The sequence below is a fragment of the Ekhidna sp. genome (assembly GCF_965221965.1).
Lineage (GTDB): Bacteria > Bacteroidota > Bacteroidia > Cytophagales > Cyclobacteriaceae > Ekhidna.
Window position 1 is genome coordinate 2,344,177 of record NZ_OZ244926.1, and the last position, 17,226, is coordinate 2,361,402.

14 protein-coding genes are annotated in these 17,226 nt (G+C 42.8%); 6 read left to right on the plus strand and 8 right to left on the minus strand.

Annotation, left to right across the window (positions count from 1 at the left end):
* Positions 1-97 precede the first annotated feature (97 nt).
* Positions 98-370, plus strand: coding sequence for a hypothetical protein (locus ACOQON_RS11180; protein ID WP_420575497.1), 273 nt, complete (start codon positions 98-100; stop codon positions 368-370).
* A 104-nt stretch (positions 371-474) separates the two neighbouring features.
* Here ACOQON_RS11180 and ACOQON_RS11185 read toward each other — a convergent pair whose 3' ends face one another.
* From ACOQON_RS11185 to pfkA, 3 genes are read right to left on the minus strand one after another with little or no spacing between them, the layout of a single operon-like run.
* Complete coding sequence (locus tag ACOQON_RS11185) at positions 475-1,338, minus strand: bile acid:sodium symporter family protein (RefSeq protein WP_420575498.1); 864 nt, start codon at positions 1,336-1,338, stop codon at positions 475-477.
* Positions 1,339-1,743 (minus strand): DoxX family protein, encoded by a 405-nt coding sequence (locus ACOQON_RS11190; protein WP_420575499.1) that lies wholly within the window; start codon positions 1,741-1,743, stop codon positions 1,339-1,341.
* A gap of 40 nt (positions 1,744-1,783) precedes the next feature.
* A complete protein-coding gene (gene pfkA, locus ACOQON_RS11195) occupies positions 1,784-2,755 on the minus strand; it encodes a 6-phosphofructokinase (RefSeq protein WP_420575500.1) in 972 nt (323 codons plus the stop codon).
* Positions 2,756-2,910: 155 nt separating this feature from the next.
* Between pfkA and ACOQON_RS11200 the strand changes: the two genes are divergently transcribed.
* The 3 genes from ACOQON_RS11200 to ACOQON_RS11210 all read left to right on the plus strand — a co-directional run bounded on the left by ACOQON_RS11200 (position 2,911) and on the right by ACOQON_RS11210 (position 9,480).
* On the plus strand, positions 2,911-6,360 hold the full coding sequence (locus tag ACOQON_RS11200; RefSeq protein WP_420575501.1) for an amidohydrolase family protein: 3,450 nt from the start codon (positions 2,911-2,913) through the stop codon (positions 6,358-6,360).
* A 131-nt stretch (positions 6,361-6,491) separates the two neighbouring features.
* Positions 6,492-6,824, plus strand: a complete 333-nt coding sequence (locus tag ACOQON_RS11205) for a PadR family transcriptional regulator (RefSeq protein ID WP_420575502.1) — start codon at positions 6,492-6,494, stop codon at positions 6,822-6,824.
* 1 nt (position 6,825) lies between these two features.
* Positions 6,826-9,480 (plus strand): ABC transporter permease, encoded by a 2,655-nt coding sequence (locus ACOQON_RS11210; protein WP_420575503.1) that lies wholly within the window; start codon positions 6,826-6,828, stop codon positions 9,478-9,480.
* A gap of 133 nt (positions 9,481-9,613) precedes the next feature.
* Here the strand turns inward: ACOQON_RS11210 and ACOQON_RS11215 are convergent, their stop codons facing one another.
* A complete protein-coding gene (locus ACOQON_RS11215; RefSeq protein ID WP_420575504.1) occupies positions 9,614-10,066 on the minus strand; it encodes a methyltransferase family protein in 453 nt (150 codons plus the stop codon).
* 115 nt (positions 10,067-10,181) lie between these two features.
* The gene (locus ACOQON_RS11220) at positions 10,182-13,943 is read right to left on the minus strand and encodes a S8 family serine peptidase (protein WP_420575505.1); all 3,762 of its coding nucleotides are present in this window, start codon (positions 13,941-13,943) and stop codon (positions 10,182-10,184) included.
* A 444-nt stretch (positions 13,944-14,387) separates the two neighbouring features.
* Between ACOQON_RS11220 and ACOQON_RS11225 the strand changes: the two genes are divergently transcribed.
* Positions 14,388-14,810: a hypothetical protein gene (locus ACOQON_RS11225; protein WP_420575506.1), complete on the plus strand. Its 423-nt coding sequence runs from the start codon at positions 14,388-14,390 to the stop codon at positions 14,808-14,810.
* Here ACOQON_RS11225 and ACOQON_RS11230 read toward each other — a convergent pair whose 3' ends face one another.
* Both ACOQON_RS11230 and ACOQON_RS11235 read right to left on the minus strand, forming a co-directional pair.
* Positions 14,811-15,050, minus strand: a complete 240-nt coding sequence (locus ACOQON_RS11230) for a CDGSH iron-sulfur domain-containing protein (RefSeq protein WP_420575507.1) — start codon at positions 15,048-15,050, stop codon at positions 14,811-14,813.
* A gap of 70 nt (positions 15,051-15,120) precedes the next feature.
* Positions 15,121-15,480 carry a hypothetical protein gene (locus ACOQON_RS11235; protein WP_420575508.1) on the minus strand — a complete coding sequence of 120 codons (360 nt, stop codon included), beginning with the start codon at positions 15,478-15,480 and terminating at the stop codon, positions 15,121-15,123.
* A gap of 179 nt (positions 15,481-15,659) precedes the next feature.
* Between ACOQON_RS11235 and ACOQON_RS11240 the strand changes: the two genes are divergently transcribed.
* A complete protein-coding gene (locus ACOQON_RS11240; protein ID WP_420575509.1) occupies positions 15,660-15,995 on the plus strand; it encodes a single-stranded DNA-binding protein in 336 nt (111 codons plus the stop codon).
* A gap of 70 nt (positions 15,996-16,065) precedes the next feature.
* Here ACOQON_RS11240 and ACOQON_RS11245 read toward each other — a convergent pair whose 3' ends face one another.
* Positions 16,066-17,226, minus strand: a complete 1,161-nt coding sequence (locus tag ACOQON_RS11245; RefSeq protein WP_420575510.1) for a hypothetical protein — start codon at positions 17,224-17,226, stop codon at positions 16,066-16,068.

Here is a 17,226-nt window from a genome sequence, read left to right on the forward strand (position 1 = left end):
GACTAAAGTATCTGAGCTACAATCCTAAACTATTTTTTGGAATTACATCGTAGCAAAGGCTACTTACATTAAAGCAAAGGCCTCTTACATCAAAACAATGACCACTTGCAGCGCAGCAATGACCTCTTACATTAAAGCAATGTCCCCTCACATCGCAGCAATGGCTACTTACATCAAAGCAAAGACTACTTGCAGCGTAACAATGGCTACTTACATCAAAGCGAAGACTGCTAACAACACAGCAACGCTCATTATCCCGACTGTCTCGGTTTGTATCCTCACAGAACGAAGTATGTGCTTTTGGTTTGTGGAGACACAAACCATGGCGTGGAGAATCTTGAAGATCCCGGCTCAAGCCTGCCTGCGGTAGGCAGGGCCGGAATGGCGTTCTGGTTTTGTTAGCTGCAAAAATGAAAGGAGTCTAAAATGATTGTCTACCCTTCGACAGGCTCAGGGTGACAATCAATAATATTGCTAACCTCTCTTCCCTAACACGTATCCCATCCCCAGCGTAGTGAAAAAAGAGAAGCTACTGTAGATGATTGCTACCAGCACCACCTGCGGGTTTTGGATGATTTGTGAGCCGATGAAAATGGCCAATGCACTGTTCTGTAATCCCATTTCAATCGCGATGGTGTATCGTCCATCGTGGTTGATCCGAAAGCGTCCGGCTATCCAGTAGCCTATGAGGATCGTACCCAGGTTGAGCAGTAAGAGTGGAATGGCAATGACAAGCTTCTCGGTCAGTGAACGGGCACTTTCTCCGCCCAGGGAGTCCAATCCTACAATCAGGAACACTACCAGCAAAATGCCAGGAAGCACAAACCGTAAGTATGGTTTTAGCTTGTCCGCAAAATCCGGAAAGTAATTACGCATCAGCAATCCAATCAATACCGGAACAATGACCGTAGTACTAATATTCGTGAAAGTACGCCAGAATGAAAGCGGCACCTCCTGTTCGCTATGCATGAATACTTCCATGGCTCCACTGGTGATCAGCGGAATGGTGAACAGGATCAGAAAGCTATTGAAAGCCGTCATGGAAATGGAAAGTGCTACTCTGCCGTTGAGCATGTGCGTGACCAGATTGGAAGCCGTACCGCCCGGACAAGCGGCTATCAGCACAATTCCTACTTTATACGCCGAATCTAGATTCCAGACGAAAGCTATCAAAAAACCAATCAAGGGCAGCATAATAAGCTGGAGTGAAAGTCCGGTCAGAATGGCCTTAGGCTCAATGAAGACTCTTTTGAAACTTGTGAATGTGAGGTTTAAGCCAATGCCCCACATTATAACGGCAATGGCTATTGGAATAAGTACGTCCTGGTTGATTTGCATCTAATAGACCTGCGGCCAAAGCAAGTAGATTGTCATGATGCAGATGATGAAATAGGAAGTGAGTGTAGCAGCACCTGCATAATCCTGCGCTACCCGCTGACCAAAGAACAACGCCAAAATGGAAAGGGTAGAAAGTTGTGCGCCGATCAGTCCTACCTGTGTGCTATTTTCAAAAATGATAAAGTAAATCCCTGCCGCACAGAAAACACCAGATGCGGTTTCCAGCAGCGTAATGAGCGGAATCATCAGTCCAGTCATATTTTTCAAAGGGCTGTTTGCAAAATGACCCGAAAGCCATTCCTTATTGCCTTTGTAGTTGAACACTTTATCCAACCCAGACTGAAGGAAAAGGATGGCCAGGAATGCAAGACACAGAACGGGTGCAGAAAGTAAAATATGCTTCATAAAGCCAATTTAATAAGAATGAAGCAGCCTAACAGAAAAATCAATGATTCATCACTTCGACCAATCGCATGAGCTCGCTATTGATCGGCTTGGTTTTACTGATGGCCAGTTTGAAGCTGGTGTAAACCACCTTGTCATCGATGATACCTGCCATCACATTGGATTTTCCATCTACCAACCCTTCTACAGCCGCCAAACCTAATCGGGAAGCCAGAATCCGATCCAATGAGGTAGGCGATCCTCCTCTTTGCAGGTGTCCTAATGTGGATACACGAATATCCAACTTAGGAAGCTTTTGCATGACCTTATTAGCGATCTCGTGCGCATTGCCCTGCTCATCGCCCTCTGCTACAATCACGATTGCAGAGGTTTTTTCCTTGTCTCTGCCTTTATTCAGTGTATCGATTACATCCTGAATCGTAGTAGATGTTTCCGGCACCATTACCAGCTCCGCTCCCCCACCTATTCCAGAATGGATCGCAATGTACCCGGAATGACGTCCCATCACTTCAATGAAAAACACCCGATCATGTGAATTAGCCGTGTCTCGTATTTTGTCTATTGCCTCCAGTGCAGTGTTTACGGCTGTATCAAACCCAATGGTGTAATCCGACCCATACAGATCATTATCGATCGTGCCTGGTGCACCAACTGTAGGAATTCCATATTCTTCATAAAAAATATTCGCCCCGGTAAACGTCCCATCCCCTCCGATAGCCACCAGGCCGTCAATGCCTTTGGCTTTGAGTTGCTCGTACGCCTTCTTGCGTCCTTCTTTCGTTTTAAACTCTTCACTGCGGGCCGACTTCAGGATCGTTCCCCCTTTTTGCAAGATATTACTCACCGAATGAGATTTCATAAGACTCATGTCCCCACTGATGATGCCGTTGTATCCATAGCGGATGCCATATACATTCAATCCCAGACTAATTCCCGAACGAACGACTGCTCTTACACAGGCATTCATGCCTGGTGCGTCTCCTCCGGAAGTAAATACTCCAATGTTTTTCATGTCATAATATTACCTATCACTAAAATAGGAATAAGTACACTCTGATAAACATTGTAGCTAGTATTTGATAATTTCTTAATCCATCCGCTCATGTAACTTTTATAGCGCTATCCAACATTTTCAAATATCTTGAGACCCAATCCAACATAATACCTATGCGAAATTTACTATTAATCCTACTCATTCTGGGTGTGACTATCCTATTTGCCCAAGAGGACAAAAAATCTGAATCTGACTCAACGAAAGAAAAGAAAGCCACCAAAGAACTTCCGCTTGAACCTGAGCGATCCCTTCGATTAAAAACGACCGAAGGTACCTGGATCTCATTGGACGTTCATCCTAACGGACAGGAAATCATCTTCGATATGATGGGTGACCTTTATACGCTTCCAATCACCGGAGGAAAAGCTACACGTATTACTGAGGGAATGGCTTTTGATGATCATCCAAGATATAGTCCCGATGGAAATTCGATTGTCTTCTCTTCAGACAGAAGTGGATCAGAAAATATCTGGACACTGGATTTGACGGATGAAGAAGCCGAGCCTAATCAGATAACTAAAGACTCAGACAAATACTATCAGGCTGCCGAATGGTCAAATGACGGGAAATACATTTTTGCAGCAAAAGGCATTCGAACATTGAAAATGCACATGTACCACAAAGACGGTGGTGGTGGTATCCAAATCATAAAAGAGCCGGATGGACTACAGACCATAGAGCCGGCATTCGGAAACGATGACCGCTACCTGTGGTTCTCACGAAGAAATGGTGCTTGGAATTACAATGCACAGATGCCTCAATATCAAATCGCTACCTATGACAGAGAAACCGGTGAAATAGCGACACAAACCAATCAATACGGTTCTGCATTCGCTCCCACGCTATCCTCAGACGGTAAGTGGCTGGTGTATGCATCACGTTACAATACCGAAACAGGACTTAGAAAAAGAAACCTGCAAACCGGAGAAGAAAGCTGGCTCGCATATCCGGTTCGAAGAGATGACCAGGAATCCAGAGCCAGACTGGGTGTGTACCCGGCCATGTCATTTACTCCTGATAACCAAGCTGTGATTGCTTCATACGGAGGCAAAATCTGGCGCATCCCTATCAATGGTGGTCAAGCAACTGAAATTCCATTTGAAGTAGATGAAGAGCTAGACTTTGGGCCAAGAGTCAAATTTGACTATCCAATTTATGATAGTGCCAAAATGATTGCCAATCAGATTCGTGATGCACAGCGATCACCAGACGGATCCAAAATCGCTTTTACTGTTTTGAACAGACTGTATGTGATGGATTACCCAAATGGCACACCGAAGCGTGTAACCAAAAACGATTTTACAGAGGCCATGCCTACCTGGTCACCGGATGGATCCATGATCGCATTCTCTACCTGGAAAGGAGACAAAGGATACATCTACAAGGTAAGAGCCTCCGGTGGTAGACAAACGAAGCTTACCAATCAAAGTGGAGTGTATACCAGCCTGACATGGGATAAAAAGTCCAATCGAATTGCTTTCTTATATGGTACATCCAAAGCATATGAGGATGCCATTGGTCCGTTTGCATTCCGGGCCCAGGAAAACATTGGCTGGATTAGTGCAGATGGTGGAAATGTAAACAAGATCAAAGCAGCCAGTGGCAGAGACTTACCTCACTTCGTTGAAAGTGATAATCGGGTTTATATGTATCACGGTGGCAAAGGGTTGATCTCCATGCGTTGGGATGGTACCGATGAAAAAGAGCATCTAAAAGTTTCCGGAATCATGACTTACCCTGCGCTGATCCATGATCACGGTATGCTCATGAATGGTGGACCTACTGAGCCACGACGTAAACCAAGTAATGCAGAATACATCTTAATGGCTCCACGAGGTGATAAAGCATTGGCAAAAATCAACAATGATGTATATGTGGTAACTGTGCCTCCAATAGGTGCCGAAACTGTTTCAATCTCAGTTTCTAGTCCTGACAATGCTGCTTTCCCAAGCTGGAAGCTCACCACTTTCGGTGGAGAATTTGCTCACTGGAATAGTGACGGAAACACGGTAAACTTCACTCTTGGCAATGCTTATTTCGCTTATGATCTGGAAGAGGCGAAGCGAGTAAATAAAGAACTGGAGGAGAAGAAGAAAAAAGAGGCAGAAGAGAAAAAGAAAAAGAAGGAAGAATCGAAAGAGGGAGAAGATGAGGAAGGTGAAGATGGTGAGGAAGATGAGGATAACTCCTCAGATGAAAACAAAGAAGGCGATGATGAAGAAAACAGCGATGACGAGGAAGAGGACGAAGGCTACAAGCCAAATGAAATTCGTATAAAAGTAGAAGTTGAAAAGGATGTTCCAGAGGGAACTGTTCTTCTTAAAGGAGCACGCATCATTACTATGAATGGTGATGAGGTAATTGAGAATGGAGATATCCTGATCGAGAATGCCCGCATCAAAGCTGTGGGAGCTTCCGGGTCTATTGATGCCGGAAATGCACAAGTAATGGATATGAGTGGAAAAACCATTACTCCGGGTTTTGTAGATACACACGCACACATGTGGCCCAATTGGGGACTACACAAAAACCAGGTGTGGGTGTATGCAGCTAATCTAGCCTATGGCGTGACCACTACACGTGATCCCCAAACAGCAACAACGGATGTACTTACTTATTCTGACATGGTAGAGACCGGAGACATTCTGGGACCTAGAGTGTACTCTACCGGACCGGGAGTTGGCTTTTGGTATTACAATATCAAAAGCCTGGAACATGCACAGAATGTATTGAAGCAATACTCTGAATATTTCAATACCAAAACGATTAAGATGTACATCACGGGTAACCGTCAGCACCGACAGTGGATCATCCAGGCAGCTAAAGAACAAAAGCTGATGCCTACCACAGAAGGAGCATTGGATATGAAACTCAACATGACCCAGTTGATCGATGGATACCCCGGGCATGAACATTCTTACCCGATCTATCCAATCTATAACGATGTACTTTCATTGACGGCTGAAGCACAAATGGCTTACACCCCTACCCTTTTGGTATCCTACGGAGGACCGTGGGCTGAGGAATACTACTACTCTACGGAAGACGTACAGGGAGATGCAAAAATCAACTTCTTTACTCCGAAACGAGAGTTGGATCAGAAGTCACGCAGAAGAGGAGCCTGGTTCATAGAAGAAGAACACATCTTTCCTCGCCACAGTGAGTTTGTAGGTGATCTGGTGAAAGCAGGAGGTATTGCCGGAGTTGGCTCTCACGGACAACTACAAGGACTGGGCTACCACTGGGAACTATGGGCTACACAGTCTGGGGGCATGCCGGAGCTTGATGCATTAAAGGTTGCTACCATTCTGGGTGCAAAAGCCATTGGACTAAGTAAGGATCTTGGCTCTATTGAAGCAGGGAAGCTTGCTGATCTGGTCATTATGGATAAGAACCCACTGGAGAATATCCGAAACTCTAATACCATCACACATGTAATGAAAAACGGTAGGCTTTATAACGGAAACACACTTGACGAGATGTATCCTCGTCAAAAGAAAGCGCCGGATTTCTACTGGGTAAAAGAAGGACCCGATACCTTGAATTTGCCGGGAGAGGAATAGTCTCTTATGGCATTCTGAGACATTTCCAAAATTACAGCCGGACCAGTTGGTTCGGCTTTTTTTATACATAAAAACATATTTCTTAAACAAAGTATATACAAATGCGTATAACTTTGACAAAATATATAGTAATGAAAAAAGAATACCTGGGTGAATTTGAAGAACTGGTGCTGACAATGGTGGCTTTGCTGGGAGAAAATGCCTATGGAAATGCAATCGTAGATGAAATCAGTGAAAAGATCGGGCGCGAGGTAAACCTAAGTGCTGTACATGTAACCCTCTACCGGATGGAAGACAAGGGCTATGTTACCTCAGAGATGGGGGGCGCTTCCAACATGCGTGGAGGAAGAAGAAAGCGGATATTCACAGTGACGAATGTTGGCCTGGAAATGCTTCAATCACTGAAAGAGCAACGTCAGCAATTATGGTCCTTGATTCCTGACCTGAAGTTCACCGCTTTTTAGCATGGAGCCACCAAAGTGGATCATCAGGTTGATTAATTTTTATTGTCCACCGCAGCTTGTTGAAAGCATCGTCGGAGACATCTGGGAGCAATACCTGAAAGACAAAGAGCGCTTTTCAAGAATCAAATCGAACCGGAGGCTGCTATGGAATGCGGTTCGCTTTTTCAGACCTGGAATTCTATTACGAAACTCAAAAACTCAATTAATAAATAAGGCTATGTTACGAATCAATCTACTACTGGCGCTACGAAACATGCGCAAATACAAGTTTTACTCACTAATCAATGTGTTGGGTCTGGCTCTCAGCATCATGTTTGGTCTGCTAGTCTTTTTCTATGTACAAAATGCAGTGGAACATGACTCTTTTCACCATGAACATGAGTCCATCTTCCGTTTTACAAAAGAGAAAATAAACCGAGAAACGAATGAGGTCGTATCCAAAAGTGTAACTACAAGTAATAAGCTCGCCATTGATTTTGAAAATGAGATTCCTTCCATCCAATACATTACACGTCTTTTGTCTGGCTCTGGCTATGTAAGGAAAGGATCAGAAACTTTCACGGAAAGGATAACTCTCGTGGATCCAGACTTCTTCCAAATGTTTTCATTCCCGATCGTTGAAGGAAATGAAGAACAACCCCTCACCAACATTTCACAAGTAGTAATGAGTCCCAAAATGGCCGAGAAATATTTCGGTGCATCCAACCCCATAGGAGAAGAAATAAACCTAATTGTGGGTAATAATGAATACACTTTTGTTGTCTCTGCGGTTGCAGATCCTATAGAAGACTTGAGTAGCATCCCCTTTGATTTAGCAATCCACATGGATCACATTGACAACCTTATTACAGACAAGTCCTTTCTAAATAATTACGATGTTTCATACCTGGAGACTTACATAAAATTTGACCCGAAAGAAAATGTCACGGCACTGGAAGAACTTCTCACTGAGACGTATGAAAGAGTTGCCAATGTCGGACCTGAAGAAGATCGCGTAGAAATTAAGTTGCAGCCTATAAGCTCACTCTACTGGTTGAGCAATGAATACGATGGAGATGGTGAAGCCAAAACCTACAATCCCGATTATGTCTATATTCTAATAGGACTTTGCTTGTTGGTCTTGGTGATAGCGGTACTGAATTTCATTATGCTCACCAGCAGCCAGTCGCTCAATAGAATCAAGGAATTTGGCATTCGCAAAACCATGGGTGCCCACAAAAGGCAACTATCGTCACAGCTACTACTAGAAGTGCTAGTCTTAGCAACTATTGCTACGCTTGTGGCACTCGTGGCTACTTACCACTTCATCCCCACGTTCAACCAACTGACAAACGGCACGCTCGCTTTCAGGTTAAGTGCTGAGCTTATTGGCTTTATACTTATTCTCATTGGTACAGTTTCCATCATATCGAGTGGCATATCTTCTGGAGTCATACTGAGACTAAAAACAACTAATGCACTTAAAGGGACACTTTCTGTGGGTGGCAGCAGCCTGACAAGGAATGTAATGATTATTATTCAGTTTACTTTCTGCGTAGCACTGATCATTGGGACAATCGCTTTTAAAAGTCAGATGAACTTTGTGACAAATAAATTGCTAGGATTTGATAAAAATCAACTGATAGAAGTAGAACTCCCGAGCAATGCTGATGAAGAAAATGCAGCCAAAGCTTACGATTTATTTAGAAATGAGCTAAGCAAAAGCACAGATATTGTTAGTACCGCGGCAACCATGACTACCCTATCCGTTCGCTGGACGACTTTCCGCTTCGAACAGGAGGATGAATCATTGCTTAGTGCCAACTTCAACCTTGTAACCCCCGAATACCTCGAAACCATGGGCATGGAATTAATTGCCGGTCGGGATTTTAGAACTGACGATAATGGTAAAGCTATCATCGTTAACGAAGCATTAGTGAAGAAAATGGGATGGGAAAACCCGATTGGCAAACAGATTCCTGGCAAAGATTTCAAAAGAAGCCATGAAATTATCGGTGTGGTAAAAGATTTTAACTTCAACTCACTCCATACGGAAGTAGCTCCGCTGATTCTAGCCACCGATATTGATTACATCTGGGAAGGAGTGTCTGGAATCTCTGCCTACGTATGGCCTCCTCAACTCTTTACTGTGATGATCAAAGTGGCTCCCGGAAATGCAGCCAGTACAGCAGATGCTGTCGAAGAAGCTTGGAAAACTACGCTCGGGGATTTACCCTTTGAAATGAAATATGTCAATGATATCCTGAATGATAAATATAAAGAAGAAAAGCGGTACAGTTCCATTATTAACTACGCTGCAGGCTTTTCACTTTTCATCGCGTGGCTGGGTTTGCTCGCATTAACCAGGCTGGTCATCCAAAAACGATTTAAAGAGATGGGGATTCGAAAAGTCCTTGGCTCCTCCTCCATAAACATCATTTTCCTTGTGGCTAGAAAATTCCTGATACTAATAGGTATTGCTACGCTTGTTGCCTCCCCTATTGCATGGTGGTTGCTACATGATTGGTTAAATGATTTTGCTTATAAGATTAATTTAGGAGTTTGGATGTTCATTACCTCCGGCATGGCAGTACTGGCTGTGACATTTGTATCTATCACCATTCAGTCACTAAAAATATCGAACATAAACCCATCAGAGGCCTTGAGAATGGAGTGATTCAGCTTAAAAAATGAACTTAGCCGAGCTTATTAGTTCGGCTATTTCTTTTTACAAGCCATGAAATTATGGGTCACATATTGATAGAGAATTATGTTTTGAATAAATTGTTTTGATGTGAAATTAAGTACGGCTACATCCACCTCCTTACATTTTCGCGATACTGCTCAAACTCTTCACCAAAGTGTTTTTTCAGTGCCTCTTCCTCTGGCCTGACCTGAAACCGATCCAAATACCAGATAAAAAAAATCACCCCTATTAAACTAAGTGGATTTCCAATTCGAATGATTCCTCCAATCAGCACAAATGCCATCCCCAAATACATCGGGTTTCGGGTGTACTGATAAATCCCAGTTGTAACCAGGAAGGAAGCTTTTTCAGGATGTAAAGGATCTGCAGTGGTTCTTTTCATTCGAAACGCAATGATTCCGGAAAATACTACCAGCACACCCAACGCCAGAAAGATTCTGGATATTAATGTTTGGTAAGGGAAGGAGTATGTCAAATTGGGCATCAAATAATAGACACCAAAAATGATCCCAAGGCCTAGAAAAAAGATAACGACAGGAGGCACTTTCAAATTCATACAATGAAGATACAACACATGGTCGGATTGTGATTACCATCAGAATGCACAATTAAAAAAAGCCCCATCCCGAATGAACGGAACAGGGCTTTTATACGACTAGGTTATGACTGAATTATTTCTTCACGAACTTCTTCATGATTGCTTTTCCGCCCTCATCCTTAAGATGAATCATATACATACCTGCGTTTAGGTTACCAACATATACTTTGCCATCAGATAGCTGACCTCTGTCAACCGCCTGACCATTCAAGTTGGTAATCGTATACGAAACCTCATTTCGAGTAGATGAAATGGTCAATCGATCTTCTACCTGATAGTTTGGATACATACTTACTCTCACCGCCATTCCTACAGAAGAAGATGATTGCACAGCGTAAGATGAAGTTGCTCCACCTACACAGAAGTTGGTCGTCTCACTAGAACCGAAGGCTCCACCTGATGCCAGCGTCGTACTACCATCTGTAAGACTATAAGATCCACTTCCGTAAGAGCAGCAAATACCATCTCCATACGTATCATTGATCACGAAATCATAGCAACCATCCGCCAGAGTGATCACTTCAGTCACTGTAGATCCATCTGGCTGAGAACCATATGTTCCACCAGAAGCAACGACTGTGCTTCCATCTCGAATCTCCCAGCTGGTTTCTTCCGGATAGTTGTCTAGTACAATAGTCAGAGTTACGTCAGTATCACTCACCGTGCCATCTGTTACAGAAAGATCGTCGATGGCGATATCACTAGACCATCCGTTTCCGGTTGTTCCCACCATTCGCAGCTTCACATCACCTCCCAAATAAGAAGATAGGTTGATGTTTGCTCCTTGCCATGAATTACCCTGATTACCAGAAAGTGACCAAATGTTTGTCCAGTTATTTCCGTCAGTTGAAGCCTGTACCACCAAAGAGCCTACGTTGTTTCCATACATGTGGTATTGGAATGAGAATGTAGCTGCGCTTTCACCTGATAGATTAATGCATGGACTTTCAAGGATAGCAGTTGCATTGCTACCAATCTGTCCGGTACTTCCATTAGTAGATGCTTCAAGGAACATGTAGTATGATCCTTCTGTAGCTGAGCTTGGTCCTGTTCCTGATGAAGGTGTGCCGTTTGCATCTCGAACCCAGTTTCCATCATCGCCAGAAACCTGAGTCCACCCGTCACCACTTTCGAATCCTTCAGCGTATGGAAGGGTCACAGTGGAAGAACAGGTCATACCTGCACTCTGAGTGGTTACATTCAATGGGTTGCTGGCTGCTGACTCATTACCTGCAGCGTCCTTCGCTCTTACCGTGAATGTGTATGAAGTGCCAGCAGACAAACCAGTGACATTCGCGCTAGTGCCGGTAACTGAACCAATGTTCGAGCTACCCTGATACACATCATACTCGGTAACTCCTACATTGTCAGAAGAAGCTGTCCAGTTTAGTGTTAAGGAAGTTTGAGTCACATTGGAAGCAGAAAGATTGGTCGGCACAGTTGGTGCCTGTGTATCTCCGGTACTTCCTGTAATATTCACAGTATAGTCCTCAACTTCTCCATATTGGAAAGACTCACATGCTGTTGGAATACCATTGTACTTCATAGAAACCCTCATTCGGGTGTTTCCTTCAGTGGCACCACTTGGCACGGTAAAGCTTCCGGATACAGGAGAATTTTGTGTCGCACTTTGTGTCCACACCTGCTCACCAGAATCAGTAAAATCACCATCCTTGTTGTAATCAATCCATACACTATAAGCTTCGTTATAAACCGTTCCTGTCCAGGTTGGTGTTATAGTAATACTTACAGAAGCATTCTTCGCCAGATCAGTAGACTGACCAGTAAAGTCGCCATAGCCACCTGATGAAGCTCCAGTGCTATTGTCAATTGACCCAACTTGTACCCTGCTGATATACTCATCACTAGTATTGTTTCCGTTGGATGAGCAATAGTTCAGTTGAACTTCAGTTGTTGTAAAGTTTACAGAGCTGGAATAAGATGAATTAGATCCATCGGAACACTTACTTCTCACCTGTGCCTCATAGCTTGTTTCTGGAGTTAATCCGGAAAGGCTAGCCGATGCACCTGAAGAAGATTCTGTTGTCCAGGTTGAAGTACCTGATTCACGATATCTCACATCATATGTTGCACCTGATACGGCATTCCATGAAAGTGATGCTGTAGATGATCCTACGCTGGAAGCAGATAATCCGGTTGGCGTAGTAGCGGTACACGGTTGTGATGCTCCCAGTCCGGTTACTACCAACGAGTAATCCTGGCTGCCACCACTCAATGATCCTTTGTGAGTAACAGTAATCGTGTATGATCCTGTAGCACTTGCAATGTCAATTCGCTCGTAGGGATCCACTGTATTGTCTCCAGTTCCGTTAGAGTTCACACCTGTCAATCGGTAAGGATTGTAGGTGGTTCCTCCCTGAGAAACTCGGATATCTAAATCATTTACCAAAACGGGAGTACCGTCATTAGTAGTACCACTGTTTGCGGTTCCGGCTGGATCTGTCCATGATATGGAAGCTAAAAGTGGGCTGCTACCATCTGAATCAACATTCAGTGTATAGGTCTGTCCGGGACTTAGTGTAAGCTCAGAAACAATTGATGCTCCTCCATTGGAGCTGATCACTTCCGCAGCTGCTTTTGCATTCAAAAGCCCCCAGCCATAAACGGCATCAGGACCTGAAATACCAGCATCATCGGCCGTATGGAGTGCAAGTCCTTTCAGAGTGGCCGCACGCATGAATGATCCATTCACATTGTTGTAGTGCTGCTGTAGAAGTAGCAAGGTTCCGGTTACGTTTGGAGATGCCATGGAAGTACCACTGATGGAGTTGTACGCCTGATCACTATTGTCATAAGTTGAATAAACACCAGTACCGTTTCCGGTAATATCCGGCTTGATTCGATAATCATCAGTTGGACCTTCACTACTGCTACTGTTAATAGTAACAGAATTGAAGCTACCATCATTATTCACATTGGCATCCTGACCATTGGCCACTACCATGTTGTTCTTAGCAGTAGAATGTCCTGTTAGCTTGTCATAAGATGATGCACCTGCGAGTGGACTTCCGTTAGATGAGTTATCGTTTCCGTCGTTTCCTGCTGCCACCACCATCAGGTAATAGGGCGAGTTATACATCAAATTATCCCAGTCTCTGGTTTCATCTATGTAGGCTCCAAAGTACCAATCAGGTACAAGATCGGCCCTGTATCCATAAGAGTGATTGGAAATCAACATTCCAGAAGCTGCTTCAGCAGTAGCTTCAGACAGGTCGTTGTTCCAGTCATGCGTCAGTGCATCTGCTTGTGGTGCCATTCCTTTGGCTTGTGCTTGCACACCAGAAGCAACGATTGTTCCCGTTACGTGCTGGGCATGGAAACTATTTCCATTTAAGCCTGTTACTCCATCATTGATAGACACCCGGTTATTTCCCCCAGGACCGTCAAACTCCTGATGCGTAACCCTGGTAGGACCACCATCCCAAACATGAGCAGTCATATTCTGACCGTCAAGATTTAGACCCAGTGAGCCACCAATGTTCAGGTGATTTGCTCGAGTGGATCGGGCCGCATCTGCATTAAAAATGGAGTAATAAATTGGGTGACCATCTTTTGAAACAGCTACCAATTCATCTACCGATCCATCCGAATTAGGTTTTAAAATTTCCCAACCTCTCATGGAAGCCATATTAATGGCTTGAGATCTTCGATTTTCCTCTTTCTGTCGGAAATCTTGTTTTAGTTGGGTGAGTTTTGATTTGTCATACTTGCTGCTGATCTCCTGCCGCTGTTGTAAGGTTTGGGCAAAAGTTGTAGTAGTGGACGCAATAAAGGCTAGCAACAATGCCTTTACGAGTCGCTCGGTTCTTCTCATAATACGTAATACGATTAGTTAAAAAATAAAATTCAGGGCTGGCTGAAGCTCCATTTTTGACTCTGGAGCAAGAGGACAATACATGTCAGGGAGGAGAGGTGAAAGGACTGATCATAGCCCTCACCAATCGCTTTAATCTTCTCATAATAATACGATTAGGTTTCTAATTAATCCGACGAATATAAGGCATTATTTTTCGGACTTCCAATAAACTTTGATTAACAAAATCAAAATCGATATATTATATCGTATAATAAATATTAAAAGAATAATATTCCTTTAAATCATCAGAAACAGAATGAGAGATTTAATATTTGTACTTATTGAAGACATAACTGTATTATCAAATGATAATAAATGTTTCGTTCTATCGACCAATGTTAGAATTTAGTAGATGAATATTGATAAATTGTGAAATAATCAATCGAAATAGCAAAAGCAAAGATGATTAAGAAGTTAACTACAATTTTATTTGTTTCCTTGTTTACCATTCAATCATGTGTGGCTCAAAAAAGTAATGAGCAATATGGAGAGCTTAAGGGCACAATTGGAATTTATGAGGGTAACTGTATGCCCGGACCAGGCATACCACCTTGTGAGCCCAGGCCTATTTCCAACACAGTATTAATTACCGAGCTGAGCAAAGATTTCCAACCGGAACTGTTAATAGACAGTGTGAGATCAGATAAAAACGGATCATATACCATTATTTTAAGAGCAGGCACCTATAGTCTCTTTCTGCGAGATGGTGATAGTGTGGTATGCGACGTATTACAATGCCCTGATCAATGTTACTGTCAACCTTTTAAGATCGTTGCAGATTCAACCACTGTGGTAGATGCGAATCTGGATCATGCGACCTGGTGATCACAATGATTTGTGACTTCCGTCGCAAAACCCCGGATTACTGGTGTGCTTACACATACATAGATAAGCTGTTTTAGTTTCACCTGCTTTGAAAACAACCGGTGTGAATGCTGTCCCTCCGTGTGAACCATCACAAAACGGTTGATTATCTGACTTTCCACATGCGCACCACGCGTATGTCTTCCCCTCTTCTATTTTAACTGGCTTGGGAGCTACGTCGGCGATTATAGGTTTTTCCATTGGTGTTATTGTTGGCTACTAATAAAAAGTCCAAACCGAGCAATTTGTTTAGATAAAACTAAAATTATACCTAATCGTTTTCCTTTCTCTCTACTAGCAAAACAAAACCCTCATCCAATAATAGATATCCCTGCTCATAACAAAATCGATACTCATCTCCTGCTTTTGTGGTATATGTATTGGTATAGAAATCAAAATCAAACCCCTTTTTCAGGAGCTTGTCTTTATGTGTTTTCTTCTTTCCATTTGGATTGAGTTCTACCAAAATCCGACGATTTTTAGCAAGGGTGTTATTCACATTCCGCATGTAGTTCGTTGATACTGAATTAACCTTATTGTTAAAGGCATTTCGACACGCATCGGAACAAAACTTCTTATCTACCCGACCATGAACGGGTCGCCCACATTCAGGACATTCTCTATTCTCCATTTTTATAAAACATTGATTTACAGACATTAATCCAATTACAAACGACTACAAACGGATATTAAATGACTACAAACATTTAAAAACCGAATCCTGATTTACTACAACCCAACCTTTGCAATCGTCAAACGACACATTCATCTACCAACAGGTGAATCATTTACAATTTAAATTTTATTATTATGACAAGTCTAAAAAATTCTGTACAACTAATTGGTAGATTAGGTAACCAACCAGAAGTGAGATCTTTCGACAGTGGAAAGAAAATGGCCACATTCTCACTCGCCACCAACGAAACATATTACAACAATAAAGGTGAAAAAGTAACAGATACCCAATGGCACAACATTGTGGTATGGGGTAAGAAGGCAGATGTGGTGGAAAACTACCTCAAGAAAGGGAGTGAAATTGCCTTGGAGGGGAAACTCATCAACCGATCTTATGAAAAGGATGGCGTGAAAAAATACATCACTGAGATTAATCTCAATGAGCTCCAAATGTTAGGCAAGAAAGATTGAAATCACTCAGCAATAAAAAAAGCCCGGCCGTCCACAGACAGTCGGGCTTTTTATTTTGTATCCGGATATTCTAATTTCTTGAGACTTGAATCTGTTCAAGTGCTTTACTCCTGGAAAGTGATCCTTTGTCGTAATCCTGAAGGGTTTTCATTTTTACAGAGACTTTAATTTCCTGCGGCATTTCACAACTGCGACACTCTGTAAGTCTTACCTTAAAAATCAGCATTTCATCTGATTCCAGGCTTTTGATTGTGCGTCCATAATCAAGTAGGTTTTCTTTGAATGATTTTTCAAACTCCGGATACATAGCATTCACTTTTTCATCTCGTTGCTCTTGCGTTAATCCAGACTCGCCAGTTGTCCTTATGGTATGTAGCCCCTCATCACTGGAGGAAGAATAAAACTTCATATTAAAGGTGACTCCCATATTTTTTAGACTGGTGTACCCAATCCTGCGAGAGGATAAATAATAAGTGGATGAAAGGTCTGGCTCGTATAGGCGGGCAAAAATGGTCGCAAAGAGCTCAATATCCTTTGCGGCTTTCTCACCGCCCTCAGTGAATTCTATTTTTTGTACAAATGCATCACGATCCAGCTTTCCCTGCTTGTAAGATGAAATATCACTTTTAAGAACTTGTGCGGACAAACCTGAAGAAGAATTAGAACTACCACTTCGCGTATTATAGAAATAGATCTCACTTCTACTCTTTGTTTGGACCACTATTCTATCACTTGGCTTTAGTTGACCAATTAGATCGGCATAGTCTGCTAAAAAAGTAATGATCTGATCACGGGTTGCTGACTCCATTTCCTCAATAATCTCAGATTCGTCAAGCTCAGACTCCTCATCATTTTCTGCCTCGACTTCTACCTCCACGTCAGGATCATCATCTCGATCACGTCTTACCCTCCTATCTACAATGGTAACCGCACTACCGCCAGTAGAATACGCCACTCTGCCTGTTCCGGTCGCCTTGATAACAAAAGGCTTTAGTGGTATTGTGAAGATCACACCATAATCCGGCACGTAGTTACTTTCAATATTATCATTGTACCATACCCTGCTATCCTGATTGGATAATGTACTAAGTATATCCTCAGCTATTTTTAAGTCTCTAGCCATTCGCTCCTCATCTATTTGCGCCATAGCACCAAGAGACATTACCGTGAAGCTTACCAGCAGAAATAATCTACTTAGTGTTTGCATGTTTATTATATCTGTCCTTTTCAT